We start from the raw sequence: 25419 nt of genomic DNA, 5'->3' as shown, positions 1-25419 counted from the left end.
GTATTCGGAAGAGTAACACAGTCAGGATGAGCCACCTGCGGAGTCGGATGGGGTGCCTTGCGAAGAAGGTGTGACGAGCATGTCTTTGTTTGGGGCGAGCGCCAAATAAGAATAGGTGAGGAATGCGATACCGAAGACGACGTAATAGTAGAGAAAGATAACGGCGACAATCGTCCCAAAGACTGACATCACGGTGGTTTCCTCACCGCTGAACACACTCGAACCCCCAGCAAGAAAACCGGCTATTGCCTGCAGAACGACAACAAGGATGAAGTACAATAGCCAAGCAGCCAAAAGGCGCAGGGTGTTGCCCCGAGAAATCTCCCAAGCAAGTGAAATCGTCCCATGCTCGCCTATTGCTGTTGCCGGCAATGCGAGGGAGATCCGTGCGTAAACGGCATAAATAGCGATTGTGGCTAGAAGCACCATCACAATGGCGAGAATCGGGGTCCCTTCACCTACTGCGCCCATTGCAATCCCGACCAGGGCTTCTGGTCCGCCACCAAGAATACTTGCTGCGAAAAAAGCGACGGCAGAGACAATACCGGCAAGCAGACTGATCAGAATGCTCACCCCGATATACCTCAAGGTTGGCCAGCCCAGTTTCCAAATATCCGGCACACCGGCTGCTTGCCGGTGCACCAGAACTGCTACAGAAACAAACAGGAAAACCAACAAGATTATGCCGAAGAAACTCAGCCAGAACCTTGCGCCATCGCCTTGGTCGAGTGTGGCTCCATTGACCGGTGTCGATGACACGCCTGACGGAATCAAGCCAAAAATCAGCCACATGAAGCCAATTGCAATTGCTGCTACGCAGAGGAAGTAGGGAAGCAACGGCCAGCCGTAGCGCGCAGGTGCCGTGAAAGCGCGACCTAGAACATCAAAAACCGGAAGTTTGACCATTATTCCCCCCAATTGGCCGCCCAACCTAGGATTGAGGTTGGTTTAGTCAGCTTGGCCGACCCGGGGATCGGGTTCAAGGGACAATTGGGTCAGCGTCAGTTCTGGTTGCTGCCGTAGGCCCAGGCTTTTTCTTCGATGTCCTTGTTGTCCGGTGCAAGTTCGTAGGCACGAACAAAATCGTCTCTTGCGAAACCCTTCTGACCCAGCGCTTCGAAAATCCGTCCACGGACGAAATAGGCTGCGGCGTAGTTGGGGTTGAAAGCCAGAGCTTTGTTGGCGTCGTTTATTGCAGCATCCAACTGTGCCATCTCAAGAAATGCATTGGCACGGGTGGTGTAGATGTCGCCGCTCTCAGGCGATAGCTCCAGCGCCTTGGTGTAGTCTTCGATGGCTGCGTCCAGCTGCCCCGTCAACTTGTATGCCACGCCACGATTGACGTGGGCTGTCACCATGTCGCCTTCGGGCAGGTCGCCGGCTTCAAGGGCACGGGTGCAATGGATGATGGCCTGCTCCGGCGTGCCGTCGCCGAAGAACTGCGCGTGGCACAGTTCATTTTCAACAATCGCATCGACTTTCTCGGGTTCTGGCTCGAGTCCTGCCTCGGGTCCTGCCTCGGGTCCTGTCTCGGCTAATGCGTCCTGTTCAGATATTGAGGGGTCGTCTGAGGTCACACCTGCTTCCGGCGCCTCAGCCTGCCCTGGCGCCACTTCCGGCTCTGTTGCCGGCGCTGGTTCTTCGAGGACAACTGCCTCTACGGGCGGTGCCTCGAAATCCTGTGCATTGGCGGCGAGAACGCCTGAAACAAAGGCAAAACCCAGACCAACTGCAACCGGCATGAACCTGATACGCACAGCGTTACTCCCACTCAATCGTGCCCGGAGGCTTTGAGGTAATATCGTACACCACGCGGTTGATCCCGCGAACCTCGTTGATGATGCGCGTTGCGGTACGTCCGAGGAACTCATGACTAAAGTCATAGTAATCAGCGGTCATGCCATCTGTTGAGGTCACGGCACGCAGGGCGCACACAAACTCGTAAGAGCGTTCATCGCCCATGACACCCACGGTCTTGACCGGGAGCAGCACCGCGAAGGCCTGCCAGATATCGTCATAGAGGCCCGCATTGCGGATTTCTTCGAGGTAGATCTTGTCCGCCTTGCGCAGGATGTCGAGACGATCGCCCGTAATTTCACCTGGAATGCGGATAGCAAGGCCTGGCCCGGGGAACGGATGACGCCCCACGAAAGGCTCAGGCAGACCAAGATCTCGGCCCAGCACGCGCACCTCATCCTTGAAGAGCTCACGAAGCGGTTCGACAAGCTTCATGTTCATGCGCTCGGGCAGGCCACCCACATTGTGGTGTGACTTGATGGTGACAGACGGCCCGCCTGCGAAAGACACGCTTTCGATCACATCCGGGTAGAGCGTGCCTTGCGCGAGGAAATCAGCCCCGCCGACTTTCTTGGCTTCGTCGTCAAACACGTCAATGAAGGTGGCGCCAATGATCTTGCGCTTGCGCTCTGGGTCCGTGACGCCTTCGAGCTTGTCGAGGAAGAGCTTTTGCGCATCCACATGCACGAGCTTGATGTTGTAGTGATCGCGGAAGAGCGTCACGACTTCTTCAGCTTCGCCCATGCGCATCATGCCCGTGTCAACAAACACACAGGTGAGTTGTTCGCCGATGGCTTCGTGCAGCAATACGGCGACCACGGATGAATCGACGCCGCCCGACAGGCCGCAGATCACCCTGCCCTTGCCTACCTGCTCGCGCACGCGCTTGATTTCCGTTTCGCGGAAGGCGGCCATGGACCAGTTGCCGCCGCAGCCGGCGATCTTGTGGGTAAAGTTTTCAAGCAGCTTCGCCCCGCGCAGCGTGTGCACGACCTCGGGGTGGAACTGGACGCCGTAGAAGTGGCGGCGTTCGTCAGCAATCGCAGCAAAAGGCGCGTTGTCGCTTGTTCCAATGACCTTGAAGCCTTCAGGAATTTCAATCACGCGGTCGCCATGGCTCATCCACACCTGATCGCTTTCGCCGGTTTCCCAGATACCGTCAAACAACGCTGATTGTTCGCCGGCTGTCATTTCAGCACGGCCAAACTCGCGCTCGTCGGCTGTCTCAACGCGGCCGCCAAGCTGCGCCACCATGGTCTGCTGTCCGTAGCAAATGCCAAGAACCGGAATGCCCAGGTCAAAGACGCGTTCGGGTGCCCGCGGCGTGCCCATGCCGGTGACGCTGGCTGGACCACCCGACAGGATGATCGCCTTGGGCGCCAGCCGGTCGATGGCCTCGTCCGCCTTGTTGTAGGGCACAATCTCCGAGTAGACGCCTGTCTCACGCACACGCCGTGCGATCAGCTGTGTGACCTGACTGCCAAAGTCGATGATCAGCACGCGGTCATCGGCGCCTGCGGGGATGTCCAAGTCGGGTGAGTGCGTCATATCGGGCTCGTCAGGTTATGGCGTTGATGTGCGTTCAAGGCGGCAGACGAAAAATCCATCTGTGCCATGCGAATGTGGGGCAAGGCGAAGTCCGAATTCGCCCGCAGGTGCAGGATCAGATTCGCCAAAAACAGCTTTGAAGCCTGCGTTGGAGGACAGGAATGCGTCGATCCGCTCTTCATTCTCTGAAGGTAAAACCGAGCAGGTCACATAGACCAGTCGTCCGCCAGGTTTTACGAGATTGGACGCGGTGCGCAGGAGCGCATCCTGCGTCTTGGTGAGCTTTTCGATTTCTTCTGCTGTCACACGCCACTTCTGCTCGGGGTGGCGGCGCCATGCGCCGGTCCCGGAACAAGGCACATCAATCAGCACACGGTCGCATTTGCCGGTCAGCTCACCGAAGTTGCTGTCCTGCGGCCATTTCATGGGTTGGATGTTACGGGCATCCGCTCGCTTCATACGCGGAGCAAGATTGCCAAGACGGCGTGCATCGGTGTCGGTTGCGTATATCTGACCCTTGTTCTGCATTGCGGCTGCAATGGCCAACGTCTTGCCACCACCGCCTGCACACAAGTCCATCACCTGCATGCCGGGCTTCGCATCGACCAACGCAGCGGCGAGCTGCGAGCCTTCGTCCATCGGCTCAATCAGGCCTTCCTTGAAGGCAATGGTGCCGGCAATCATGTGATTGCCTGACACCCGCAGGCCAGTGGGCGCATGGGGTGTGGGCGAGGTCTCAATGTTGACGGCAGCGAGCGCGGCAGCAGCGTCTTCACGGCTTGTCTTGAGGGTATTGACGCGCAGATCAAGGGACGCGGGACGGTCAAGGGCTGCGAGCGCCTTATCCAGATCATCACCAAACGCTGCTTCAAGCTGCGGCAGCAGGAACGCGGGCACATCGTAAGACGGCAATCCCGCCTGGTCTGCACTGGTCAGAGTCCGGATCAAGGTGTGTTCGTCATCGCTGAGTGGCGGCGGGGCGTGGCCTTCGCCTGAGAACAACGCGGCGACTTCCTGGGGGGCCTTGCCTTCGCCCAGCACCAGGTCAGCAATCACCAGCGCCCGGGGCTGCTCTCCAACCTCATTGGCGTAGTAGCCACGCCTGCGGAGAACGGAATAGACCTGTGTGGAAATTGCGCGCCGGTCTTTTGATCCGGCAAAGCGATGGCTGCGGCCCCACTGGCGCACAACATCATCGGCGGGCCGCAGAGCCTGCTCGATTTCTTCTACAATCTCGATTGCTGCCGCAACGCGGGCTGCTGGCGTCAACGGCTCGGGCTCGGATAGTTGGGTGTTTCACGGGTAATGGTCACGTCATGCACGTGGCTTTCCAGAAGGCCCGCATTGGTGATGCGGTGGAATTTGGCCGTCTCATGCATGGTCGGAATGTCCTTGCAGCCGGTGTAGCCCATGGAGGCACGCAGTCCGCCGACAAGCTGATGAAGGACGGCTGAGAGCGGGCCTTTGTAAGGCACCTGCCCCTCAATCCCTTCGGGCACCAGTTTGAGCTGGTCTTTCACGTCCGACTGGAAATAGCGGTCAGCTGAGCCACGGGCCATGGCACCGATGGAGCCCATGCCGCGATAGGCTTTGTAGCTTCGGCCCTGGTAGAGGAAGACTTCGCCGGGGCTTTCGTCGGTGCCTGCGAAGAGCGAGCCGAGCATGGCAACGTCTGCGCCAGCGGCCACGGCCTTGGCCATGTCGCCTGAGTATTTGATACCGCCGTCTCCAATCACTGGACGACCGGAGCCTTTGGCTTCCGCAGCGCACTCCATAATGGCTGACAGCTGAGGAACACCAACACCTGCCACGATGCGTGTCGTGCAGATAGAGCCTGGACCAATGCCAACCTTGATCGCGTCGGCGCCGGCTTCAATCAGTGCGCGGGTGGCTTCTGCTGTTGCGACATTGCCCGCGATCACTTGTGTGTAGTTGCTGAACTGCTTGATGCGCCGCACAGAGTCCAAGACGCCGGACGAGTGACCATGGGCCGTATCAACCACAACGACGTCAGCGCCTGCCGCGATCAATGCTTCCGTGCGTTCGAAGCCGCCGTCGCCCACAGATGTTGCCGCGCCGACCCGCAGGCGACCTTGCTCGTCCTTGCAAGAATTGGGATGGAGTTTGGCTTTCTCCATATCCTTGACGGTAATCAGGCCGGTGCAGCAATAGGCGTCATCCACGACGACCAGCTTTTCAATGCGATGCTGGTGGAGCAGGCGCTTGGCTTCATCCTGGCCAACATTCTCGCGCACCGTGATGACTTCCTTTGTCATCAACTCATAGACCGGCTGTTTTGGATTGCTGGCGAACCGCACGTCGCGGTTGGTGACGATGCCGACGAGTTTCTGGTTTGCCTCGACCACCGGAATGCCGGAGATGCGGTGCTGTTCCATCAGGTTCAGCGCGTCTTCCAGAGTGGCGTCCGGGGCGATGGTCACCGGGTTCACGACCATGCCGCTTTCAAACTTCTTCACCTGACGAACCTGCTCGGCCTGCTCGTCCGGTGTCATGTTGCGGTGGAGAATGCCCAGGCCGCCTGCCTGTGCCATGGCAATGGCAAGGGGAGCCTCGGTCACGGTGTCCATGGCTGAGGAAATGATGGGAATACCAAGCTCAATATCGGCGGTGAGTTTGGTTTTTGTGTCCACGTCTCCGGGGAGGACGTCAGACGCAGCCGGGCGCAGCAGCACATCGTCGAATGTGAGCGCCTCGGGGATATTTCCGTTCTGGATTTGCAAGCCAACCTCCGCTTCTGCGTGTCAGGGCTGCCGGGTGGCAGGTAGGACGCAGGGTCTCGTTGTTGGCGGGGGTAATTACCATGATGCAGCCCAACAGCAAACCGTTTTGCGCTGCACAAACGCAAACAAGCCATGCGTGAGCCATCAAAGTGCCGTGAATGACACGATTAGGCCGGAAAATCAGGCGTTGTCCGCGTCCTTGGCGGCCGCTGTGCCCCTGAAGCCGGTTGCCAGGACGTACATTTCCGCCGAATCGGAGCGACTGGCTTTTGGTTTCACGTGGCGAACGACTTTGAAGTTGGTTTTGAGGGTCTTCATCAGGTCACGCTCGGCACCGCCCTGCAGCACCTTGGCCAGAAAGCTGCCTCCCGGTTTCAACACTTCCATCGCGAAATCAAGTGCTAGCTCGCACAGGCTCATAATGCGCAGATGATCGGTCGGCTTATGGCCGGTGGCGGACGCTGCCATATCGGACAGAACAACATCAGCAGGACCGCCCATCTGGCGTTTCAGTTCATCCGGTGCCTCGTCAGCCATGAAATCCATTTCAAGCAGCGTGGACCCGGCGATGGGCTCAATCGGCAAGAGGTCGATCCCGACGACCTCCCCGCCGCGTCCGTTGGCAGCACCTGTGCGTTTCACGGCAATCTGCGTCCAACCGCCGGGGGCTGCACCAAGATCCAGTACGCGGTATCCGGGTTTGAGCAGGTGATACTTGTCGTCGATCTCAATGAGCTTGTAGGTCGCCCGGCTGCGAAATCCGTCTCGGCGGGCTGCGGCTACGTATGGATCATTGAGCTGGCGCTGCAGCCACAATGTGGACGAGTTCTTGCGACCGCGTGCGGTTTTCACGCGCTGCTTGAGTTCGCGCGAACTGGCCATGCTGCCAGAGTCACCGCCGCTTTTCTTTTTCCGGGCCATTCGATCAACTACTGCTTACTTGTTTGCGGGCTTGGCACCCGGTGGACGGCGGTTACGGCCGCCCCTGCGGCGGCGGCGTTTGCGCTTCTGATTGCGGCGCTCTTCACGCATCAAGGTGATGAGGATGCCCTCACGCAACCCCCTGTCCGCCACGCGCAGGCGCTCACATGGCCATGAGGTCTGTATGGCTTCGAGGATGGCACACCCGGCCAGAACCAGATCTGCGCGCTCCTTACCGATGCACGGCACGCTCGCCCGCTCCTCAAAGTTCATGATGCTCAGGCCGTCTGTTACAGCGGCAACATCAGCAAAGTCCACCCAGATGCCATCCACTTTCGAGCGGTCGTACCGCTTGAGCCCCAGGTGGATGCCGGCGATGGTCGTGACTGTCCCGGATGTGCCAAGCAGGTGAATATCGCCATTGGCCACAGCCTGCGACAGCTCCGTGTCCAGTTCCTCAGACCATGGCCGGTCATCCAGCAAGGCCTTGACCTCCCTGACCATGGCTTCGTAGCCGGATCGATTGACCGTGCGGCCATCATATCTGTCCGCAAGGGTGACCACGCCGACCGGGAGGGATGCCCAGGCCAGCAACTCAGGCTCGCCGTTTGCGCTCTTGTCCGACAGATCAAGCCATACGAGCTCGGTCGATCCGCCACCAATGTCAAAGACCAGAGCCCGCTTTGCCTTGCGGTCCAGCAATGGTGCGCAACCCAGAACCGCCAGACGGGCTTCGTCCTCCGGACTGAGCACTTCCAGCTCCAGGCCTGTTTCGCGGGACACACGCTCCATGAAGACATCCGCGTTGTCCGCATGGCGGCACGCCTGGGTTGTCACCACACGGGCACTGACCACATTGCGGCGGCGCATTTTGGACGCACAGATGCGCAGCGCCGAAATGGCCCTGTCCATCGCGCCTTCAGTGAGCATGTTATGGGTGCCCAGCCCCTCCCCCAGGCGCACGATGCGGGAAAACGCATCGACCACCTCAAACCCTGAGCTTGAGGGCTTGGCGATCAGGAGACGGCAATTATTGGTACCAAGATCAATGGCGGCGTGACAGCGCTGTTGCGCACCGCGGTTTTTGCCGCGACGGGGCCGGTTCTTGTTGCGGGGTTTATCTGACTTGTCTGATTGGGTCCGCTGGGCAGAAGACGCGTTGCTGCTACCGTCGGGCTGGCGCACCCGCGGTGTCACTTCGCCGTCCGGCAAAGAGTGCTGCTTTTCCACACGTGTGGCGCCAGGCACTCCGGCGTCAGTCCGGGCGCGTTGCCCGGTGTCGCCAGGGGAAGCCGGGGCCACCCGCACGGTCTCGTGCGAGTCGTCCACCCGTCCCACTCCTCGCACTGCTACGCCCTGAAAAAGCTGGATGCAGCGCGGATTTATGTTGAACTTGGCAAAAGCCTAGCACCCCTCTTGGCTGCAAGCCAGAGGGCCTCATACACCCCAAACAGGGCGCAAGGCGGCAATCGCCGGACGGGAGGTGGACTGGCCTAATCGGCCATCATGGAATCGATTTCATTCTGGGTCAGCGGACCTGCACCACGCCGGTCCCCGCCATCGAAGGATGCTTTGCGGTGACGGCGGTCGGGTCCCACGAAGCCTTCTGCCACCACAAAATTCCGAGGGGCATAAATCGATGCTTCGATCTTCTTGCGCAATTCCGTGGCCGAGAACGGCTTGGTCACATACACATTTGACCCATTGTCACGTGCAAGCTCAACGGACTCACGAGACGGCGTGGCCGCCATGCAGACCACACCAGTCTCAGGAGACTGGCAGGCCGTGTTGCGTCGGATGTATTTCAGCAGCTTGGGGCCTATGCCCTCTTCCGGACGCCAGTCGATCAGAACGCAGTCCGTGGGCGCAAACGCCATGCGGGCAATTGCTTGTTCTTCATCCGGGAACATGTCGAAGGTTCGCGGCTCAAACGACTTAACGAGCTGGGTCAGGATCGAGCGCAGATAGGACGATTCCTCAACCATCACGATGTGACGCTTGGACAGGTCACGCTTCGCGTGCGCCGACATATCTGACATTTGACCACCTCCAGCCCAATCTTGATGTCTCGCACGCACCATTCATGACGGCGGACAATCGTTAAGAAGTATCGCTGTGGACGGGTAAATGTGGCCTTAACCGGCAAGTGTTAATCTACAAGACGAGAAAGAGGTTTGACAGGCGATGAGCCTTCAAGGTAAACCGCCGCTTCCTCGTTGGGGGATCGTCTAATGGTAGGACAGCGGACTCTGACTCCGCCAGTCTAGGTTCGAATCCTAGTCCCCCAGCCAACACCACTTTCCAATTGCAAAACTGTACCGCGCCACATAGATACGGTGTGTGCTGAGTTACCCGGGATTGTGCGGGATATGCCGGGAACATCCGGTAAATCAACGGCTTAGGTGGGGACACCCAAAAATTTGCGCGACGATATTGCGTGAAGAAAAAAGCATGACGCGCCACATAGTTTGCGCAGAGGCAACTTGCGGCACCACGCGCCATCCCTTGGGTTCTTGGGTTCAGGTGGTAGATGCTACCCGCCAACATGGATGCCAGACGTCCATCTTTCAGAACAAAGGGCGTCAGCAATTAAATGGCGGAAAACTCCGGGCGCAGACCAGGCATGCCAGGAAAAGAAGTTGGACGACTAAAACGGCGTTGGAATGATGTTCTACTTCGGCCTATCGAGGAAGCGCCTCGAAGCTTTCTAAGCGCCACTCGTTGCGTTCCCGGTCATTGATCAGGACGGCAGTATAATTGTGGCGCACGGTTACACCGAAGCCATTTGGTGCCTCCACAAAAGAGGTCACTTTGTAGCTACAGTTGTCCAGAAATTGCACTGATACACCGTCATATCCAAGGGTGCCCCGATTAGTGATAGCTTCGTCTCGAACACCCAAATCTGAAGTGCCCATAAACTCTGCATTCACTAGCGCTTCGATCTTGTTACGGCATTGTCGCTCGAACGCTTGTTGCTGTGTTTCCTCAACCGGAACAGCAGGTGTGAAAGCGCCCATTGCCCATAGCATGAAACCAACGACAGCAAGACCAACGCTCCCGGCGGCAATCCATTTGCCAGTAGCCATTGCACGATCCTGATCTGAAGTTGTCACATTGTCCTCCCGTGCCACCGAATCCGGCCGGCAATTTGAAGTCCTGCAGCATCATCCGCTGCTAGTCTTTCTGCTTCATATTTCGGGTTATCACTTCGTACGGTAACTGACCCATCAACCATCAACTGCACCCGCTTCACCATGACGGCCCCGTGCAAGATTATGACATAGACCGCGTTGTCAACGATCCTATCGACACCGGTATCAAGCAAAAGAATATCACCATCCAGAATCGTGTCAGCCATCGAGTCGCCAACTGCCTGGAGCAGTTTCGCATTCTGGGGCTGGACGCCGATCGTTGAGAGCCAGTCTCTCCTAAATGCCAAGTACTCTAGAACGTCCTCATCGGGCGCCACAGCGCCTGGTCCAGCCGACGCTTGCACCGAGTATCTGGGCACGAGAACAAAAGCTTCTGACGCTAGTGCACCCCTCACCCCGATCGCTTCACCACCACCAGCAAGCTGATATGGGTCTGCTCGATGCATCGGTCCTTCGCCGCTAAGAAGCCACTCCAATCGCACATCCTGCTCGGTAGCCAACTTGCCTAGTGCCTCGAAGGGAGCGCGATGCTTCCCTCTTTCGTAGTTGGTCAGTTGATCAGACGAAACACCGGCGGTTGAAGCAGCTTTTTTCTTTGTCGGATAGAGCGCGACCACCTTGGAAATGCGGTCTCCCAAGCCCGATTCCTCAACCTCACTTGCATTTTCGACGGCTTTTCCTCGGCCTAAGCCTGATTTTGTACGTTCTGTCGACATGCAAATACGGCTGAAAAATCAGCACCTTCCAATTTTTTCTCTGCTTTAAGTGCACGTCTTGTTGACATGTACTGGTTTTTCTAGCCACATGCTTAGAAATAAACGTGTTTACTTAGCATTCTAGGCATAGACGGAGAATCTTCCGATGCTTCCCGCCCCTGATCAGGTGACATGGCACGATATCAAAGCTGCATTGGGAAAGCGCGGCCTATCTTTTGCGGCGTTGGCGCGCAAATACAATGTGACGATCGTTTCGTTCACAAGGGTCAAGAAACAACGCGCCGAGCGCCCGCAGCGATTGATTGCGGAAGCCCTCGGTTGCCACCCTTCGGCCTTGTGGCCGGATCGATATGACCAAGACGGCGAACCTATCGATCGGCGCACGAAGCGTTCGTCGCCTACCACTCTTAGCGGAGATGAAGCCGCATGAGTGAGTGGTTCACAACCAAAGAACTTGCGGGCTTCAGCATTCCGGGACTTCCCGGCACTGCTCGGAACATCCTGGCTCTTGCCAAACGCGAAGAGTGGGTAAGCCGGCCACGAGAAGCACGCGGCGGCGGTAGAGAATACCACATCTCATCCTTGCCGGAAGTTGCCCGGATAGCCCTCGCACGCCGCGCGTTTGATCCGGATGCACCGTATGAGAAGCGGGACGATGACGCCACGTACACGCCTTGTGTTCGAGGTGAACGCAACCGTGGCCAGGCGCGCCTCTATGCCGTGAACATGTTCAAGGTCTTTGTAGCTCATTCCGGTCTGCAGGGAGGCCACGCGCGCGCTGCCTTCTGCCACCTCTACAACAACCCTACTAAGGCCTACGACCTGCAGATACCCGAATGGGTCCGGGACTATGTCTACCGGCTCAATCACCGCACTTTCGAGGCATGGATCAGAAAGGCCAACCGCCAAGGCATAGAAGCTCTAAAGGGCAACTACGGCCACCGCGAGGGCAAAGGCACGATCGACAATGACCCAAAGCTGCGTGACTTCTGTGCCACCCAGATCGAAACCCGCGCCCAGCTAACAGCCAACCAACTAATACGTGGGGTCAACGCGCAGTTCGGCGTCACCATTCCAAAGCGCACCATGCAGCGCTGGATGTCGGCGTTCAAAAAGAAGCACGCTGCAGAACTCTTATCGATGCAGGACCCCGACCGCGCCAAGTCCAAGTACCAGGCTGCCTTCGGTTCATCGAGTGAAAACGTTGTGGCGCTCAACCAGGTCTGGGAAATCGACGCAACGCCAGCCGATGTCATGACCATCGAGGCGGATGGCACGCGCAAGCGTATGAACATCACCGGCATCATTGATGTCTACTCTCGCCGCGCGAAGATCCTTGTGACAGCAACGCCAAAGGCCGTTGCTGCTACTGCTGTCTTGCGCAAGGCCATCCTCGACTGGGGAGTGCCGGACACGATCAAGACCGATAACGGCAAAGACTTCGTATCGACACACTTCAAGCGCGCTCTGCAGGACCTTCGTATCGGCCATCACTTGTGTCCGCCGTTCACACCGGAAGGTAAGCCTCACATCGAGCGTTTCTTCGGAACGATGGCGCGCGACCTGCTTTCCCTTCTGCCCGGTTTTGTCGGTCACAACGTTTCTGATCGCAAGGCGATTGAGGCACAGCGTTCTTTCTCGCAACGGTTCGGCTCGGCCAACGAAGTCATTGACATCAAGCTCTCAGCGGCCGGGCTGCAGGAGCTATGTGACGAGTGGATAGAGAACCACTACCAGCGCAGCCAGCACAGCAGCCTAAAAGGCAAGACGCCCATGCAGATGGCGTATTTCTGGACAGGCGGTGTCCGCAGGGTGCCCAACGACCGCATTCTCGACCTCATGCTCATGGAAGCCCCCGACAAGGACGGCATCCGCGTCGTTGGCAAGAAGGGCATCCACGTCGAGGCAACCGCCTTCATCGCTCCGGAACTAGGGCCGCGTATTGGCAAGCGGGTGCATGTCCGCGTCGATCCCTGCGACATGGGGCGGATCCACGTCTACACGCTTGAAGGTGAATTCATCTGCGTTGCCGAAGCACCGGAACGCACGGGCGCTGACCGCAGGGAGATCGCGCGAATGGCGCGCATCCTGCAACAACGCGTCATTAACGGTGCCCGCGAGACTGCCCGACGCCGGGCCAAGCAATACAGGCCCCATCTACTCGCGGATCAGATTGCCAAGGAAGCCGCCGACAAGGCGGAAACAGTCCTGGCCTTCCCCAATGCCACCACCCCGCACGAAACACCAGCGACCCGCGCAGCCGCCGACAATCTGAGTGCCATCGAAGGCACCCACAAGCGTCATGAGCTGACACCCGAAGAAGAAGAGATGGCGGACCGCGCTCTGGCGGAACTCGAAGAGCAGTCGAAACCCGAGGTCGTCAAGCTTGAGAACAAGCGGTGGGGCGATGATCCGCCTCCCGCCAAGTTTGGATACGAGTGGGTGATCTGGGCCCGCCGCCACCGCCACGAACTCAATGATCAGCAGGAAGGCGACCTGTGCGCCGCTGAAATGGACGTCGACATGATGGTGATGGTCCACGCCATGACGGACGAGAAGCCGCCTGAAGACTAACCCGGTTGAAGAGCCGCACGCCTGCGGGCGGTTTTCAAACAGCAGGCCCACGTAGAGGACAAAAGATGCGGAAGAAATTTGTAAAGACATCCAACGTCAAAGCCTTCATGGCCGGCGTTGAGGTCGTCAAAACGCGCGGCGCACCCGAAGCGTCGTGGCTGCTGGCTGAAGGCACCCCCGGCCTTGGCAAGACTGCAACGCTCGTTTGGTGGTCGACCCAGAAAGACTCGATCCTGATACGCGCGAAGAAAGGCTGGACGGTCAACTGGGCCTTGCGCGATCTCATGACCCATCTGGGTGAAGCCCATGCCCGGTCTACTGAGGTCATGTTCAACAGCGCTGTGCGGGCCATCTCCCAATCCGAGCAGCCCATCATGGTGGACGAAATCCAGCACGCCATGCATGGCGGCATCATCGAAGTGCTGCGGGATATCTCCGACTACACAGAGACGCCCATCATCATCGGCGGACACAACGGCGTCGGTGCAACCCTCAAACGATTTGAGCAGATCAGCAGTCGCATTGCCTACACGGCGCAGTTCAATGCCAACACCGTGGCTGATGTCCGATTGATCTGCGACGAGCTGGCTGAAGTTAAGGTCTCAAACGATCAGGTTGAGCAGCTGCACCGCGAAACAGGCGGCAGCATGCGACGTCTCCTCAACGGCATCGCCCGGCTTGAACAAGCCGAACGCCGGAGGGTTGCCTGATGACCCAATCGGTTAACCTTAACACTCCGAAGGCAGACAAAAAGCCTGGCCTCGGCGAGCGCATCCTCAAAGCGCTGTGCGCTGCTGAAGGGTCACTGACGTACAAGCAGCTGGTCGACCTGACCAAACCAAAGCGCGGCACGGATGTGACGGCTGCAGTGTCCAGGCTGATCACTGCGAAGAGTGTCAAACGCCTTTCAAAAGGCGTTTACATGGCCACGTCCCAAGGCCACAAGCGCCTGCGCGACGGCTTCAGGCCCGGCATCGTGCGCCCCTTCACAGCACCTCCCAAGCCACGTGCCAAATCCTTCCGGCACCGGGTATGGCACGCGCTGCGCATCACGAAGAAATCATCGACGAATGCGCTCGTCATTGCCGCTTCGAGTTCGGGCAAGAAGACGGACATCGATGCCGCCCGCCGCTACCTCAATGCCCTGGCAAATGTCGGATACCTGAAAAAGTTCCCGTCGAATGAGCCGGGTGAAACGCGCTGGCTTTTGCTCAATGACACCGGGCGCATTGCACCGTCCTGGAACCCCACAACTCGCTCTGTTTATGACCACAACACCCGTGAGCGGCGCGTCATAGAAGGAGCGCCTTCATGACCGAAACAAAGCTCAACAAAGCACGCAAGGCGTGGGGTGGCGATGCGCCAGATTGGGTGGAGGCTCTCGCTGAGCAGGTAGACGCCGGCCCAAGCCAAAACCAGATCGCCAAGGCGCTGGACCTGTCAGCAGGCATCGTCAGCCAAGTTCTGTCCAACACCTACAAAGGCCGGATGGACCGTATCGAGCAGCGGGTGCGCGGCAAGTTCATGGGCGAAAAACTTGAATGCCCAGTGCTTGGTGAAATCGGGCGCGATCAATGCGCGCGTGAGCAGAAAAAAGACCTCACCTTCGAAAGCCCGATCCGGCCCCGCCTCCATCGCGCGTGCCGGTCGGGATGTCCCCACAGCCGTATCAAAACGAAAGGCTCTGACAATGATCAGTGATCGCATGAGTGCAGCCATCGACAGGCTGGTGAGCGCCCAGGACGACAGCAACCTGCAGGAGCGCGACTTTCGGGCTGAGATGCGAGAGCTGCGCGGCCTGGTGCAGGAAGTGCGCGCCCTCGAAGCGCGGCCGCCATCCGACAATGTTGTGACCTTCCAAGCACGCAAGCAGCGCCCTCACGACCCGTGGAATGGAGGTGCCGCATGAGCTCTCATTACGTTGATCCCGCTGCGCTTGCTGTGTCCATTCGCGACAACGGCCGCGTGATGCTGATGCCTCACGAAGAGCGCGCCCTGGCAATTCGGGTCCTTGTCCTCGAAGGCCTCTGCTCGGCGTCTCGCCGCCACTGCGAAGCCGTTGAGCTGGCCAATGCTCTGAATGGCAGTGGCGACACGTCGCGTGATGTGCAGGTCAGCTACGAGGCCCTGCGCACTCAGCTCGACACTGTCGATGCAACCGCCGCCGCCCTCAAAGCCGCGCCACGTTGGTCGACGTCTTCACCGGACAGACGTGCCCGGCCGCTACGGCAGCTGACCCGGTGGTGGCGAACAATGTTTTCACAGCGACAGACACTTCGGAGCTCGTCATGACACAGAAGCAAATTCCAGATGGCTACATGCAGGACTCTACTGGCAAGTTGGTGCCTGAAAGTCTGGTCAAACCTATCGACAAAGAACGCGACGCACTTGTACTCGCTGTTGTGGAAGAGGCAGCGGACCTCAACCGGGCGATCGCAGCGTTCAAATCGCAAATCTTTGATGAAATCCAAGCATTCCTCGACCTGTCGGCAGAGCGCTATGACGTGAAGCTTGGCGGTCGTAAGGGCAATGTCCAGCTGACGTCTTTCGATGGCAAGTACCGCGTGCTCCGCGCCATCTCAGAACTGATCACCTTCGACGAGGGTCTGCAGGCTGCCAAGGCGCTGATCGATGAATGCATCGCCGAATGGTCAGGCGGTGCGGACGACAAGATCAAGGTGCTCGTCAACGATGCGTTTCAGGTCAACAAGGGGCGCATAGATACTCAGCGCGTCCTCGGCCTGCGCAAGCTGGAGATCGACGACCCGAAATGGAAACGCGCCATGGAGGCGATCTCGGATGCAGTCACGGTCCATGGGACGCGGAGCTACATCCGCATTTATGAACGGATTGGCGAGACCGACAAGTACCGCCAAATCTCTCTCGATATGGCAGGTGCGTAATGGTGGCCAAGCAAGGACATAACTCCGGCGCTGAAGGTCAACTCCGCGCACTCGTCTCGCGTGTTGAACGCATAGAGGAAGAAATCACCGGGCTGAATGCGGACAAAGCAGACGTGTATCGCGAAGCGCGAGGAATGGGTTTTGATGTAAAGGCGCTGCGCCAGTGCATGTCGGAGCGCAAGCAAGACCCGGAGGCGTTCCACGAACGTCGCAGTATTGTGGATTTGTACCACAGCATTTTGCGGGGCAAATCTGGCACGGCAGTTGCTACGCGCGTACGTACACGTGAGGGCGGCGACACATGACCGATCGCCCCAATAGTCCGCTCCCCAACTCCGGCCACGCCTTTGCGGTTCGCATCGCGTCGATCGACTACGAGAAGGTAGCGCTGGATGCGGAAAAGTCGACCCTCTTCCGTGAAGCGAAGGCACGCGACCTCAACAAGCACGCCATCCGACTGCAAGCAACCAAGGTCCTCGAAGCCCGTCTAGCCTCGGACGGCACGCCCCGCCGCAAGGTTGGCAACGCGACTGAAGCAGGCCGCTGGCTCCGCGAACTTGTTTGCGGAGGGACTGAATAGCCATGCCCATCGCACAAGCTTCATTCACACGGCACAATCCGAGCCGCGTTGCCCTTCGCGGATATGACGGCGCGCTGCTCACGTTGATTAATGATCTGTGCCGCGCGTCAGCGACAGCGCCGTCGATTTCAGAGTTGGCTGCGCAATGCGGCTGTGAGTTTGCCCAGGCGGAAGGTTCGCTCGACCGGCTCGCCGCGCTTGGCCACATTCGCATCGAGCGCAACCGCAAGAGCAAATCCGGCCGTCCCCTGCCGTCGCGGTTTTACTCCAAGCAGCATGATGCCTGGTCACTGCCCTGGCGCCATAGCCCACATGGCACCAGCAAGGCGGTCAATGTGACGCGCGGCCACGACGGCGCGGGCCCGAAAAAGTGCATGACCTGCAAGACGCCCTTCATATCGAGTGGCCATCACCATCGGATGTGCAACGACTGCCGCGACCTTGCTGCCGAAAGCTACACGCCCTTCGATGACCCTCTCTCGGTAGGCCACTGAAATGACGCGCGGTCCGCTCCATAGCGCGCTTGAAGAACTCTGCTTCGCAGTGATGCCGTTGCGCGCCTGCCTGCGCGGCGACAAGCGCCAGCATTTGATGGATGTCCTTCAAAGCGCCACACGGGCTCTAGCAGGCCGCGTCTCCGACACGCCGGCAGGACGCGGCACACCTCGTCAGGTCTGCGCCATAGCCGTCCACAAGGCCGCTCTGGAGCTGGCCCTGTCGCTCGGCGTTCCCGGCAACCAACTCACACCTCACTTTAACAATCGCATGGAAGCAGGCGGTGGATCGCTGTCGCCAGAGCAAGCCATGGAGCAGCTGCGCTGCGCGCTCACCCTCACCGCTGTGCATCACCTTGATGCAGAAAAGGATGTCCGCTGATGGAACCCCTGTTCAACAACCTGCCGAATTCCCGCAAGCCTGCCGGTGACCACCTCCCAGGTGCGCTTCTGTCTGATGGCTTCGAAGATCTCGAAGACCAGGCCCGCAAGCTCGAATGCTTTGAAACCGACCCATGGGCAGCCAAGGCCATTCTCAATGCCGAGCTGCTGACCACCAATGTTCTAGACCCGTGTTGCGGAACTGGCGTTCTGACAAACGCCGCGCGTGATGTCGGGTATTGGACTGTGGCCTGGGACATCGCCCATTGGGGCTTCAAAGGCCAGGCAGCGCAGCGGGACTTTCTGTCGGCCGAGGCGTTGGACGTTCCCGGCGACTTCACTGTTTTCATGAACCCACCATTTTCCAAGGCCTGCGAGTTCGTTGAGAAGGCCATCCAACTTGGTGCCCGCAAGATTGTCTGCTTCCAAAGATGGGCATTTTGGGAAAGCGATGTCCGCCGTACCTGGTGGGACGAGCACCCGCCACAACGCGTCTACATCTGCGGCGAGCGAGCCACCTGCTGGCGGTTTGATATTCCACCTGCAGACAGGAAGACGGGGTCCGCCACCGCACACGGCTGGTTCGTCTGGGAAGCTGGCCAGCCGGCCGGCACCGTCATGGGGCGGCTCTACCGCGATACGAAGCCGGAGATGATCCTATGACCCGGAGTAACCTCATAAAGAAAGTCCATGTAGGAAAGCGCGAGCTCGGCCTGGACGACGAAACCTATCGCGGCCTGCTTGAGCGCGTGACCGGTCACCGGTCCGCTGCAGACTGCAACGACAAACAACTTGCCCTGGTCGTCGATGAAATGAAGGCCAAAGGGTTTCACGTGAAGCAAAAGAAAAAGTACCCGGCGCAGCTGCCGAAGATGCGTGCGCTTTGGATTACGCTTTGGTGCCTGCGTGTTGTGCGCAATCCACAGGACCGCGCGTTGCTTGCCTTCACAGCCCGGCAGACCGGTAAACCTGTCGGCGATCTGAGCTGGGTCACACCGGACGACGCCAACAAGGTCATTGAAGCCCTCAAGGACATGTGCGCCAAGGCGGGCTTCGACGTGCCCAGCAATGGACATGACGCGAAGCACCACCTTGCAATCTGGCTGGCTCAGGAACTGCGAGACGAAGGGTACGACACGCCGCCGACCCGAGACGAGCTGAACCAGATGACTGACAAGGAACTGGATGCGGCGAGCGTGAATATGCGGCAGCTGCTTGGCGACGGGCCTGCTGGACCAGCTGGAGAGGATCATGCCGAATGACTCACTGCACCGGCTCTCCTGCCACGCCCACTTCATGGAACGCTAGCGCGGCATCGAAACTAAAATGTCGAACTCCACGTATCATACCAGTGCATTGCATCGCAGTGTTCTGCGATGGCTTTGAGGTCTGCGCGGGGTTCTCCTGTGCCAGCAATGCCAAGTACCAGCAGAGTGTCGCGAATGTCATCCCGACTAGCAGAATCAAAATTGACTCGTCCAAATATCGCGCCAGCAAGGCAGCAACGCATAACTACCGCGCTACCGACCGCATGGCGGAAAACATCGAACGTCTCAACGCTCGGCATCGCTCCCCGCGCAAGGCAGAGTCGCATCGAGGCTACTGCAGCACCGTGGATCATGGAGTGTATTCGAAAAGTCAGGTCTGCGGCGTCTTTCCCAAGTACGCCGATCCGATCAGCATGGGCGATGCTCGGTCGATCATCCGTGCCAAAGAGCATCAATACACGCATCTCGAGCCTCGCGAGCTGGACATCTTCAGCGTCCGTCCAAGGATTCTTGGTAGTGGGGACACCTTTGGAAAAATTGATTGCGCTCGTAACGGTCGAGTCAATCTCGCGCGCCACGAATGGGAGAAAAGCCTCTCGTTCCTCATCTCGATCGCGGCGGCGGCTTATCTCACTGTGCCAGACTGCAAAAGCCGCGATAAAGATTGCTGCAGCAGGGGCCAACAGCGGAGCCGCAGTTTCCAGCGTGCCGGTCCAACCAGGTGGGAACATGGCACCCGTAACGAATACGGCAAAAAAGAACCCGGCAAGCCCCCCTATAGAAAGCTCCGGCCAATTTGGCTTCCTCATTCAGCCCCTACCTTTGTCAATCAAAGCTGTGAACTCTCTTCAGGAATTGGCTTCTACATAACGGGCAACCACATCCTCGGCCCAACTGCTCCGTCTGCGCGCGATGCCTGCGAGCGCAGTTTCTATACACTCATGTACGTGCCGCGTTCCCATCTGAAGTTCCATTTCGAGCTCAGCATCTCTAATAATCTGAAGCGCACGCATGCAGCCCTGTTCAAAGTCAAATTCGTCAGCAAGAGCCTCGCCTGCCCTGAGCGTGGAAACAGCAGCCGCAGATGCTGCGCTGGTCAGAACATTGCAGATTTCTACTGTATCCAGCCACCGGCCTTGAAAACCCTCTTGCTCGAACCGCATTCGATCAGAAACGCATGTCGTTACACGATCAACGTCCCGTTCAGGAAGCGAGCCGATAAGTGGCAATATCGACCTGTAGGCTCTGTCACTTGGGGCCTCGAGTTGAAGATAGCTATATGCGGAGTGAACAAACACCGACGGGCTTCCGTGCCGACTGGCACTTTCAGAATTGCTCTCAGCTCGAGTACACGCACGGGTGAAAACGAGCATCTGCTCAATAAGCTCGGGGCCGAGCCCCAGTCGCACGACTTTAGCCTCCGCTGCCGTCCTCACCGTGATCCGATGTCGGTCAATTGCTATAGCACAGAATGCGGCAAAGACGGCGCACACACCAAGAAAGACTCCAGCTGCGTCAAGATTGGAGCCCGCGAGTGCGGCGGTCACAGTCACTCCCAGATACACGAAAGCAGCAAGGATGAAAGGAACGAGAATAACCAACGCGATCCGGGTCTCTGCCGCCGAGAATTGCAAAGGTTCCTGCAAATCAAAAATGGTGCTTCGACGGTTAATCCACCATTGCGTGACGATGTCATTTTCTCCCATCGGCAAGCTCCGTTCAGTACAACTAAAAACAATCCCACATTGTACTCGATTCTTCAGTCTACCAGGTGGCAACCGCACCATGGCTGAAACCCACGAGCACCTGCCTGATCTTCTGGCTCGCGTCGCAGACGCGGCGGGCAAGGATGCGGCATTGCTTGTGGCCAAAGAATGGGGTGGTCAGCGGATGTATCTGCCTCAGACCCTGAGGACAAACCATCGCCTGGTTCAGCTGCTTGGGCGCACCCGTGCTCAAGCGGTCTTAGACGAACTTGGATATGGCCAGGTGCTTGTCCCGCTGGGACCCATGGCCGATGACGCAGCAAAGCGTCAGGAAATCCGAAAGCTGCTTTTGGAAGGCGTATCCCAGAGCACTGCCGCACGGCGGGCCCATGTCCACGTGCGCACCGTGGAGCGCATCGCTAAGTCCATGAGGTCTGAAACCAAAGACCGGGATCAAATTTCGCTGTTCTGACCTGCAACCCCCGACAACTGTCGGCATGTAAAAATGCGGGATTGCGATTGATTGTGCGGGTCAACACACCTTCGGATCAGGGCATCACCCACCATGGCCAAACGCATTGAAATCAGCCTGCCCGAGAACCGCCTCAACATCGGCACCTTGAAGGTATTAGATGAGGACGGCAACCAGCTCTTGGCCGATATCGAGTGTCGTGGCAAAGCCGACAACCAACGCGCCGCAAAAAGGGGAAACCCATTGCGGCACTCGACATATCCCTACGGGGACACACCGTCAGGCGAATACGCGCCGACCAAATGTGTTGTTTTTCGAGAAGAGATCGAGCGCTTTGGCATTGGCTGGATACCCATGGAGGGCATCTCAGGTGACGCCCATCTAGCAAAGGACAACGGTCGAACCGGTCTTGCCATCCATGGTGGACGCGGGAACGAGCGCCTGGTTCCCACGTTCGGGTGTGTACGCGTTCGCGACATCGATTTCCGCCACATGGCTCATGTGCTTGGCGATGACGATATCGCCATCAGCATCAAGGACACGTTCTGATGGACTGGAAAGACATTGGTCGCTCAGTTGCCAAGTCCGCGCCGCTTATCGGCGGGTTGCTTGGTGGACCGGCAGGCGGGGCCATCGGCGCGATCGTTGCTTCTGTCCTGGGCACTGAAGCAAAGCCCGATGAAGTAGCTGCCGTTCTTCGTACCGATCCAGATGCCCTGGCAAAGGTCATCGAAGTGGAGGCCAAGCAACAAGTCGAGCTTACGCGGATGACGCTGGAAGCTGAGACTGCGCGTTTCGGCCAGCAGCATGAAACCATTCGCGCGGAGCTTGCGAACGAGAACATCTGGAAGTCGGGCTGGCGTCCATTCTTTGGCTGGTCTTCCGGTGTCGTCTGGCTGGCGATGGGTCTGGGTATTGTTTACTCGATCATTTTCAAACCCGCAGAAGCGCCGCAGATCATGGAAGCCGTGGCTGCCATGACTGGTTTGTTCGGTATCGCACTTACCGTGCTGGGTGTGAACATCCACCAGCGCAGCCAGGACAAGCGCCGCCTTTTGGGCCAGCCGGACAGCGGCATCTTCTCAACCATGGGAACCCTCTTGGGGCGCGGCGTTCAGTAGTGGCGGATTGGATCAAGGTCGCTATCGACTTCCTCGCGTTCTTGCTGTCGGTCGGCGCGTTAGTCTTTGCCTGGTGGCGCACCCGTGAAGCGTCTGCCGCCAAGTATCGGGAGCAAAACAAACAAGACAGGGCGGCTCTCAACGAGTCCTTGCAAATCGAACGGGAAGAGCGCCGCAAGGCCGACGAAGACGAGCGGGCATCGCGACGCGAAAGCCTCGAACAAATGCGCACAAATACGGCGCGGACTCACGGGGAGCTCAAAGACCGCATGGTGAAGGTTGAAGAACAGGTGCGCCATCTGCCTACGCTCGAGCATCACAGCGACCTGCACCGTGATCTGACTAAGCTGGAGGGCAGGCTCGAAACCGTTGTGGCGACTTCCAACACCACACAGGAAACGACCCGCCGCATCGAAGACTATCTTCTTAAGCAGGCTGCAGATGCCGCTGCGGCCACCGGGGGCAACCCATCATGAGTTTTGAAAAGTACCTAATCGAAGACCGACGCCTGATCGTTCTGCGCGCTCTCAACAAGGAAACGGACCGGCGTCTCAATGAGGCATTGCTGTCTCGGTATCTGGAAAGTCTTGGTCATCGCATAGCCCGCCACACTGTCCGCGAGACGCTCGACTGGCTAACCGAAGTTCGCGCAATCAAAATTGAAAAGTTCGGAGAGTCCGAGGTCTATATCGCTGAATTGCTAGAGCGTGGTGAGGACCACGTGGCAGGCCGCACCGTCATCAATGGGGTCGCGCGTCCAAGCGCCCGGTCGGATTAAGCTCTATGGCCAAATCTCCCCTTCGCAAACGCGGCCGACTTTCGAAAATCGAAATGCTTCCCGACGATTGTCAGGAAGATGTCGTGTGGGCATGCGAGCAGTTGGCTGCGCGCAACGAGACAGCCGAGGATATCCGCAAGCAGTTCAACGCGCGCATCGAAGCGAAGGGCCAGCCGCAGATCTCAAGCTCTTCGTTCAATCGGCATTCAATCGCCTTTGCCAAGTACAGCCAGAACATGACGCGCGCTCGCGACATCGCGGCGGTCATGGCTGAACGCATGGATGAGCAGCCCGAAGGCGATGTCGGACTGTTGCTCGTCGAAACAATCAAGACGCTTGTCTATGACGTGGTGGTGGACGCAACCCTGACAGACGAAAGCGCTGGCATTGGCATGCTCAAGGAAGCGGCCGTTGCGGTCCAGAAACTTGAGCAGGCGCGCAAGACCAACGTCGACACCCGCGTCAAGATTGCGGAACGCTTTGTGAGCGATGCCGCCGACGCAGCGGAGACAGCTGCCAAGCGCAACGGGCTGTCCGCAAAAGCCGTGCAGGAAATCCGAGAGAAGGTGCTCGGCGTCAAGAAGCGCGTCGCATGAAACTGAACCCAGATACAATCGCGCAAGACAACACGCCTGAGCTGCCGCCGCCCACAGCCTTTGACCTGGGCGAGATGGCAGGCCTAAAACTGCCAGAAGAAAACCCGCTTGAGACCGGTTTGCTGATGGAGCATCAGCGCGAATGGCTTGCCGACACCAGCGACTTGAAGATCTGTGAAAAAGGCCGGCGCACGGGCATCACCTTTGCTGAAGCACTGGACGACACGCTGATTGCGGCAGCTGCGCGCGACGCGGGAGGCGATAACGTCTTCTACATTGGCGACACCAAGGACAAGGGCCTGGAGTTCATCGGGTACTGCGCGCACTTCGCACGCGTGGTCATGGGCGAGATGCTTGAGATCGACGAGTTCATGTTCCAGGACATGGATGACAAGGGCAACACGCGCGAGATCGCAGCCTACCGTATTCGGTTCGCGTCGGGCTTTCGTGTTGAGGCCCTGTCATCGCGGCCCGCTAACATCCGTGGTCTGCAGGGTGTTGTGGTGATCGACGAGGCCGCATTCCACCAGGACGTCCGCCTGGTGCTCGATGCTGTGAACGCCCTCCTGATCTGGGGCGGCAAGGTGCGGGTGATATCGACCCACAACGGCACCCGCAATGCATTTAACGAGCTGGTCTCGGAAGCACGTGCCGGCAAGAACCCATTCAGCGTCCACCGAATTACCTTCGCGGACGCTGTTGCCAATGGTCTGTATGAGCGGCGCTGCTACGTGAAGGACGAAGATCCAACGCCCGAAGGCAAAGCAGCCTGGCTGGAGCTCATTCGTGGGTCCTACGGTACCCGCACCGCTGCCATGCGTCAGGAGCTCGACGTTGTGCCGGCCGAGGGCGAAGGCGTCTTCATGTCACGCGCGCTGATTGAAGCCTGCGCCGTTGAGGGCATACCTGTCTTGCGGTGGGTCGTGCCAAAAGAGTTCGGCGATCCGGACAAGACAAGCGACGCAGATCGATCGAATGCTGTCGAGCGTTGGTGCAACAGCAATCTTGCGGAACATCTCGACCAGCTCGATACGAATTTGCGTTCGGCGTTTGGCGAAGACTTTGCGCGCTCCGGTGACCTGACATGTATCTGGCCAATGCAGATCGCCAAGGATCTCACTCGGCTGACGCCCTTCGTCGTCGAGCTGCGTAACTGCCCGTATGAAATGCAAAAGCAGGTGCTCTTCTTCATTGTCGATCAACTGCCCCGTTTCTTCTCTGGCGCAATGGACGCGACGGGCAACGGCGCCTATCTCGCAGAAGCCGCTAATCTCAAATACGGCAAGCGTGTGGAGAAGGTCAGCCTGTCGCTTGAATGGTATCGGATGAACATGCCGCAATATCGATCTGCCTTCGAAGGCCGCGACATGACGGTGCCCAAGGATGAAGACATTGTCGGCGACCACCAGGCAATTGTTTACGACGATGGCGTCGCGCGCGTGCCTCGCGGTGCGACCAACAAGGGCACCGATGGATATGACCGCCATGGCGACACAGCCATTGCCGGGGCACTTGCCTGGTACGCCTCCAAACGAGAAGGCGCGCCTATGGACTTCCGGTCATCCGGCCAACGGCGTGCGAGCGAATCTGCACTTCCAACTGGCGGTGGTATTGACCGAAGCACTGGCTTTGGCGTCGTGACCGGCGGCACTGACCTAACGGGGTTCTAAC

Annotated in this window: 33 protein-coding genes and 1 tRNA gene; 22 read left to right on the top strand and 12 right to left on the bottom strand. The window is 58.5% G+C overall.

Features of this window, described 5'->3' with window-relative positions; translation table 11 throughout:
• Positions 1 to 21 precede the first annotated feature (21 nt).
• The 8 genes from BN1012_RS05175 to BN1012_RS16705 form a co-directional block, all read right to left on the bottom strand.
• Positions 22 to 906 (bottom strand): hypothetical protein, encoded by an 885-nt coding sequence (locus tag BN1012_RS05175; protein WP_043948797.1) that lies wholly within the window; start codon positions 904 to 906, stop codon positions 22 to 24.
• 95 nt (positions 907 to 1001) lie between these two features.
• The gene (locus tag BN1012_RS16710) at positions 1002 to 1757 is read right to left on the bottom strand and encodes a tetratricopeptide repeat protein (protein WP_171815914.1); all 756 of its coding nucleotides are present in this window, start codon (positions 1755 to 1757) and stop codon (positions 1002 to 1004) included.
• Positions 1758 to 1761: 4 nt separating this feature from the next.
• Positions 1762 to 3345: a glutamine-hydrolyzing GMP synthase gene (gene guaA, locus BN1012_RS05165; protein WP_043948796.1), complete on the bottom strand. Its 1584-nt coding sequence runs from the start codon at positions 3343 to 3345 to the stop codon at positions 1762 to 1764.
• Between the two features lie 15 nt (positions 3346 to 3360).
• Positions 3361 to 4614, bottom strand: a complete 1254-nt coding sequence (locus BN1012_RS05160) for an RsmB/NOP family class I SAM-dependent RNA methyltransferase (protein ID WP_043948795.1) — start codon at positions 4612 to 4614, stop codon at positions 3361 to 3363.
• Positions 4611 to 6086: an IMP dehydrogenase gene (gene guaB / locus BN1012_RS05155; protein ID WP_043948794.1), complete on the bottom strand. Its 1476-nt coding sequence runs from the start codon at positions 6084 to 6086 to the stop codon at positions 4611 to 4613. The genes BN1012_RS05160 and guaB overlap by 4 nt, the downstream gene beginning before the upstream one ends.
• Positions 6087 to 6266: 180 nt before the next feature.
• Entirely contained in the window at positions 6267 to 7007 is a 741-nt protein-coding gene (locus BN1012_RS05150; protein ID WP_043948793.1) for an RlmE family RNA methyltransferase, read from the bottom strand.
• Between the two features lie 15 nt (positions 7008 to 7022).
• Positions 7023 to 8336, bottom strand: a complete 1314-nt coding sequence (locus BN1012_RS05145) for a Ppx/GppA phosphatase family protein (protein WP_244442950.1) — start codon at positions 8334 to 8336, stop codon at positions 7023 to 7025.
• Between the two features lie 164 nt (positions 8337 to 8500).
• A complete protein-coding gene (locus tag BN1012_RS16705) occupies positions 8501 to 9046 on the bottom strand; it encodes a response regulator (protein ID WP_052534642.1) in 546 nt (181 codons plus the stop codon).
• Positions 9047 to 9224: 178 nt separating this feature from the next.
• Between BN1012_RS16705 and BN1012_RS05135 the strand changes: the two genes are divergently transcribed.
• Positions 9225 to 9298: transfer RNA gene (locus BN1012_RS05135), tRNA-Gln, on the top strand.
• A gap of 390 nt (positions 9299 to 9688) precedes the next feature.
• Here the strand turns inward: BN1012_RS05135 and BN1012_RS05130 are convergent.
• Complete coding sequence (locus tag BN1012_RS05130) at positions 9689 to 10120, bottom strand: hypothetical protein (protein ID WP_145973424.1); 432 nt, start codon at positions 10118 to 10120, stop codon at positions 9689 to 9691.
• Positions 10117 to 10875: a S24 family peptidase gene (locus BN1012_RS17360; protein WP_052534640.1), complete on the bottom strand. Its 759-nt coding sequence runs from the start codon at positions 10873 to 10875 to the stop codon at positions 10117 to 10119. Before BN1012_RS17360 ends, BN1012_RS05130 begins: the two co-directional genes overlap by 4 nt.
• Positions 10876 to 11020: 145 nt before the next feature.
• Between BN1012_RS17360 and BN1012_RS17910 the strand changes: the two genes are divergently transcribed.
• From BN1012_RS17910 to BN1012_RS16690, 14 genes are all read left to right on the top strand, one after another.
• Positions 11021 to 11305 (top strand): helix-turn-helix domain-containing protein, encoded by a 285-nt coding sequence (locus tag BN1012_RS17910; protein ID WP_081826223.1) that lies wholly within the window; start codon positions 11021 to 11023, stop codon positions 11303 to 11305.
• Positions 11302 to 13449 (top strand): Mu transposase C-terminal domain-containing protein, encoded by a 2148-nt coding sequence (locus BN1012_RS16695; RefSeq protein WP_052534637.1) that lies wholly within the window; start codon positions 11302 to 11304, stop codon positions 13447 to 13449. The genes BN1012_RS17910 and BN1012_RS16695 overlap by 4 nt, the downstream gene beginning before the upstream one ends.
• Positions 13450 to 13514: 65 nt before the next feature.
• The gene (locus tag BN1012_RS05115) at positions 13515 to 14159 is read left to right on the top strand and encodes an AAA family ATPase (protein ID WP_052534634.1); all 645 of its coding nucleotides are present in this window, start codon (positions 13515 to 13517) and stop codon (positions 14157 to 14159) included.
• The gene (locus BN1012_RS05110) at positions 14159 to 14764 is read left to right on the top strand and encodes a hypothetical protein (protein ID WP_043948791.1); all 606 of its coding nucleotides are present in this window, start codon (positions 14159 to 14161) and stop codon (positions 14762 to 14764) included. The genes BN1012_RS05115 and BN1012_RS05110 overlap by 1 nt, the downstream gene beginning before the upstream one ends.
• On the top strand, positions 14761 to 15150 hold the full coding sequence (locus BN1012_RS05105) for a hypothetical protein (RefSeq protein ID WP_043948790.1): 390 nt from the start codon (positions 14761 to 14763) through the stop codon (positions 15148 to 15150). The genes BN1012_RS05110 and BN1012_RS05105 overlap by 4 nt, the downstream gene beginning before the upstream one ends.
• 4 nt (positions 15151 to 15154) lie before the next feature.
• On the top strand, positions 15155 to 15358 hold the full coding sequence (locus tag BN1012_RS05100; RefSeq protein WP_145973423.1) for a hypothetical protein: 204 nt from the start codon (positions 15155 to 15157) through the stop codon (positions 15356 to 15358).
• Positions 15355 to 15741 carry a hypothetical protein gene (locus tag BN1012_RS05095; RefSeq protein ID WP_043948788.1) on the top strand — a complete coding sequence of 129 codons (387 nt, stop codon included), beginning with the start codon at positions 15355 to 15357 and terminating at the stop codon, positions 15739 to 15741. Before BN1012_RS05100 ends, BN1012_RS05095 begins: the two co-directional genes overlap by 4 nt.
• On the top strand, positions 15738 to 16352 hold the full coding sequence (locus BN1012_RS05090; RefSeq protein ID WP_043948787.1) for a DUF3164 family protein: 615 nt from the start codon (positions 15738 to 15740) through the stop codon (positions 16350 to 16352). The genes BN1012_RS05095 and BN1012_RS05090 overlap by 4 nt, the downstream gene beginning before the upstream one ends.
• Positions 16352 to 16657: a DUF2312 domain-containing protein gene (locus BN1012_RS05085; protein WP_043948786.1), complete on the top strand. Its 306-nt coding sequence runs from the start codon at positions 16352 to 16354 to the stop codon at positions 16655 to 16657. Before BN1012_RS05090 ends, BN1012_RS05085 begins: the two co-directional genes overlap by 1 nt.
• Entirely contained in the window at positions 16654 to 16932 is a 279-nt protein-coding gene (locus tag BN1012_RS05080) for a hypothetical protein (protein ID WP_043948785.1), read from the top strand. Before BN1012_RS05085 ends, BN1012_RS05080 begins: the two co-directional genes overlap by 4 nt.
• A gap of 2 nt (positions 16933 to 16934) precedes the next feature.
• Positions 16935 to 17426, top strand: a complete 492-nt coding sequence (locus BN1012_RS05075) for a hypothetical protein (protein WP_043948784.1) — start codon at positions 16935 to 16937, stop codon at positions 17424 to 17426.
• Position 17427: 1 nt separating this feature from the next.
• Complete coding sequence (locus BN1012_RS05070; RefSeq protein ID WP_043948783.1) at positions 17428 to 17808, top strand: hypothetical protein; 381 nt, start codon at positions 17428 to 17430, stop codon at positions 17806 to 17808.
• Positions 17808 to 18470, top strand: coding sequence for a hypothetical protein (locus tag BN1012_RS05065; RefSeq protein ID WP_043948782.1), 663 nt, complete (start codon positions 17808 to 17810; stop codon positions 18468 to 18470). Before BN1012_RS05070 ends, BN1012_RS05065 begins: the two co-directional genes overlap by 1 nt.
• Entirely contained in the window at positions 18467 to 19069 is a 603-nt protein-coding gene (locus BN1012_RS16690; protein ID WP_052534631.1) for a gp16 family protein, read from the top strand. The genes BN1012_RS05065 and BN1012_RS16690 overlap by 4 nt, the downstream gene beginning before the upstream one ends.
• 59 nt (positions 19070 to 19128) lie before the next feature.
• Here BN1012_RS16690 and BN1012_RS05055 read toward each other — a convergent pair whose 3' ends face one another.
• Both BN1012_RS05055 and BN1012_RS05050 read right to left on the bottom strand, forming a co-directional pair.
• Positions 19129 to 19884, bottom strand: a complete 756-nt coding sequence (locus BN1012_RS05055) for a hypothetical protein (RefSeq protein WP_043948781.1) — start codon at positions 19882 to 19884, stop codon at positions 19129 to 19131.
• 39 nt (positions 19885 to 19923) lie between these two features.
• The gene (locus BN1012_RS05050; RefSeq protein ID WP_043948780.1) at positions 19924 to 20781 is read right to left on the bottom strand and encodes a hypothetical protein; all 858 of its coding nucleotides are present in this window, start codon (positions 20779 to 20781) and stop codon (positions 19924 to 19926) included.
• 79 nt (positions 20782 to 20860) lie between these two features.
• Here BN1012_RS05050 and BN1012_RS05045 point away from each other — a divergent pair, with 79 nt between their 5' ends.
• The 7 genes from BN1012_RS05045 (at position 20861) to BN1012_RS05015 (ending at position 25418) form a co-directional block, all read left to right on the top strand.
• A complete protein-coding gene (locus BN1012_RS05045) occupies positions 20861 to 21253 on the top strand; it encodes a hypothetical protein (protein WP_043948779.1) in 393 nt (130 codons plus the stop codon).
• 93 nt (positions 21254 to 21346) lie between these two features.
• On the top strand, positions 21347 to 21802 hold the full coding sequence (locus BN1012_RS05040) for a hypothetical protein (RefSeq protein ID WP_043948778.1): 456 nt from the start codon (positions 21347 to 21349) through the stop codon (positions 21800 to 21802).
• Complete coding sequence (locus BN1012_RS16685; RefSeq protein ID WP_052534628.1) at positions 21802 to 22374, top strand: 3TM-type holin; 573 nt, start codon at positions 21802 to 21804, stop codon at positions 22372 to 22374. Before BN1012_RS05040 ends, BN1012_RS16685 begins: the two co-directional genes overlap by 1 nt.
• Complete coding sequence (locus BN1012_RS05030) at positions 22374 to 22850, top strand: hypothetical protein (RefSeq protein ID WP_043948777.1); 477 nt, start codon at positions 22374 to 22376, stop codon at positions 22848 to 22850. Before BN1012_RS16685 ends, BN1012_RS05030 begins: the two co-directional genes overlap by 1 nt.
• The gene (locus tag BN1012_RS05025) at positions 22847 to 23152 is read left to right on the top strand and encodes a VpaChn25_0724 family phage protein (RefSeq protein WP_043948776.1); all 306 of its coding nucleotides are present in this window, start codon (positions 22847 to 22849) and stop codon (positions 23150 to 23152) included. Before BN1012_RS05030 ends, BN1012_RS05025 begins: the two co-directional genes overlap by 4 nt.
• A 5-nt stretch (positions 23153 to 23157) precedes the next feature.
• A complete protein-coding gene (locus tag BN1012_RS05020) occupies positions 23158 to 23748 on the top strand; it encodes a DUF3486 family protein (protein ID WP_081826222.1) in 591 nt (196 codons plus the stop codon).
• Positions 23745 to 25418, top strand: coding sequence for a hypothetical protein (locus BN1012_RS05015; protein WP_052534625.1), 1674 nt, complete (start codon positions 23745 to 23747; stop codon positions 25416 to 25418). The genes BN1012_RS05020 and BN1012_RS05015 overlap by 4 nt, the downstream gene beginning before the upstream one ends.
• Position 25419 lies beyond the last annotated feature (1 nt).

This window comes from Candidatus Phaeomarinobacter ectocarpi, from assembly GCF_000689395.1.
GTDB lineage: Bacteria > Pseudomonadota > Alphaproteobacteria > CGMCC-115125 > CGMCC-115125 > Pyruvatibacter > Pyruvatibacter ectocarpi.
The sequence above is the reverse complement of the archived record's forward strand: the minus strand, read 5'-3'. Positions and strand labels throughout refer to the sequence as shown.

What these genes read in the sequence shown, in the direction of transcription:
- BN1012_RS05040 (WP_043948778.1), top strand. Translation starts at nt 21,347, where the DNA reads ATGGCCAAACGCATTGAAATCAGCCTGCCCGAGAACCGCCTCAACATC.
- BN1012_RS05055 (WP_043948781.1), bottom strand. Translation starts at nt 19,884, where the DNA reads ATGAGGAAGCCAAATTGGCCGGAGCTTTCTATAGGGGGGCTTGCCGGG.
- BN1012_RS05085 (WP_043948786.1), top strand. Translation starts at nt 16,352, where the DNA reads ATGGTGGCCAAGCAAGGACATAACTCCGGCGCTGAAGGTCAACTCCGC.
- BN1012_RS05105 (WP_043948790.1), top strand. Translation starts at nt 14,761, where the DNA reads ATGACCGAAACAAAGCTCAACAAAGCACGCAAGGCGTGGGGTGGCGAT.
- BN1012_RS05150 (WP_043948793.1), bottom strand. Translation starts at nt 7,007, where the DNA reads ATGGCCCGGAAAAAGAAAAGCGGCGGTGACTCTGGCAGCATGGCCAGT.
- BN1012_RS05080 (WP_043948785.1), top strand. Translation starts at nt 16,654, where the DNA reads ATGACCGATCGCCCCAATAGTCCGCTCCCCAACTCCGGCCACGCCTTT.
- BN1012_RS16690 (WP_052534631.1), top strand. Translation starts at nt 18,467, where the DNA reads ATGACCCGGAGTAACCTCATAAAGAAAGTCCATGTAGGAAAGCGCGAG.
- BN1012_RS17910 (WP_081826223.1), top strand. Translation starts at nt 11,021, where the DNA reads ATGCTTCCCGCCCCTGATCAGGTGACATGGCACGATATCAAAGCTGCA.
- BN1012_RS16685 (WP_052534628.1), top strand. Translation starts at nt 21,802, where the DNA reads ATGGACTGGAAAGACATTGGTCGCTCAGTTGCCAAGTCCGCGCCGCTT.
- guaA (WP_043948796.1), bottom strand. Translation starts at nt 3,345, where the DNA reads ATGACGCACTCACCCGACTTGGACATCCCCGCAGGCGCCGATGACCGC.
- BN1012_RS05175 (WP_043948797.1), bottom strand. Translation starts at nt 906, where the DNA reads ATGGTCAAACTTCCGGTTTTTGATGTTCTAGGTCGCGCTTTCACGGCA.
- BN1012_RS05045 (WP_043948779.1), top strand. Translation starts at nt 20,861, where the DNA reads ATGGCTGAAACCCACGAGCACCTGCCTGATCTTCTGGCTCGCGTCGCA.
- BN1012_RS05090 (WP_043948787.1), top strand. Translation starts at nt 15,738, where the DNA reads ATGACACAGAAGCAAATTCCAGATGGCTACATGCAGGACTCTACTGGC.
- BN1012_RS05110 (WP_043948791.1), top strand. Translation starts at nt 14,159, where the DNA reads ATGACCCAATCGGTTAACCTTAACACTCCGAAGGCAGACAAAAAGCCT.
- BN1012_RS05070 (WP_043948783.1), top strand. Translation starts at nt 17,428, where the DNA reads ATGACGCGCGGTCCGCTCCATAGCGCGCTTGAAGAACTCTGCTTCGCA.
- BN1012_RS16695 (WP_052534637.1), top strand. Translation starts at nt 11,302, where the DNA reads ATGAGTGAGTGGTTCACAACCAAAGAACTTGCGGGCTTCAGCATTCCG.
- BN1012_RS05095 (WP_043948788.1), top strand. Translation starts at nt 15,355, where the DNA reads ATGAGCTCTCATTACGTTGATCCCGCTGCGCTTGCTGTGTCCATTCGC.
- BN1012_RS05075 (WP_043948784.1), top strand. Translation starts at nt 16,935, where the DNA reads ATGCCCATCGCACAAGCTTCATTCACACGGCACAATCCGAGCCGCGTT.
- BN1012_RS05020 (WP_081826222.1), top strand. Translation starts at nt 23,158, where the DNA reads ATGGCCAAATCTCCCCTTCGCAAACGCGGCCGACTTTCGAAAATCGAA.
- BN1012_RS05115 (WP_052534634.1), top strand. Translation starts at nt 13,515, where the DNA reads ATGCGGAAGAAATTTGTAAAGACATCCAACGTCAAAGCCTTCATGGCC.
- BN1012_RS05025 (WP_043948776.1), top strand. Translation starts at nt 22,847, where the DNA reads ATGAGTTTTGAAAAGTACCTAATCGAAGACCGACGCCTGATCGTTCTG.
- BN1012_RS05065 (WP_043948782.1), top strand. Translation starts at nt 17,808, where the DNA reads ATGGAACCCCTGTTCAACAACCTGCCGAATTCCCGCAAGCCTGCCGGT.
- BN1012_RS05100 (WP_145973423.1), top strand. Translation starts at nt 15,155, where the DNA reads ATGAGTGCAGCCATCGACAGGCTGGTGAGCGCCCAGGACGACAGCAAC.
- BN1012_RS17360 (WP_052534640.1), bottom strand. Translation starts at nt 10,875, where the DNA reads ATGTCGACAGAACGTACAAAATCAGGCTTAGGCCGAGGAAAAGCCGTC.
- BN1012_RS16705 (WP_052534642.1), bottom strand. Translation starts at nt 9,046, where the DNA reads ATGTCAGATATGTCGGCGCACGCGAAGCGTGACCTGTCCAAGCGTCAC.
- BN1012_RS05015 (WP_052534625.1), top strand. Translation starts at nt 23,745, where the DNA reads ATGAAACTGAACCCAGATACAATCGCGCAAGACAACACGCCTGAGCTG.
- BN1012_RS05050 (WP_043948780.1), bottom strand. Translation starts at nt 20,781, where the DNA reads ATGGGAGAAAATGACATCGTCACGCAATGGTGGATTAACCGTCGAAGC.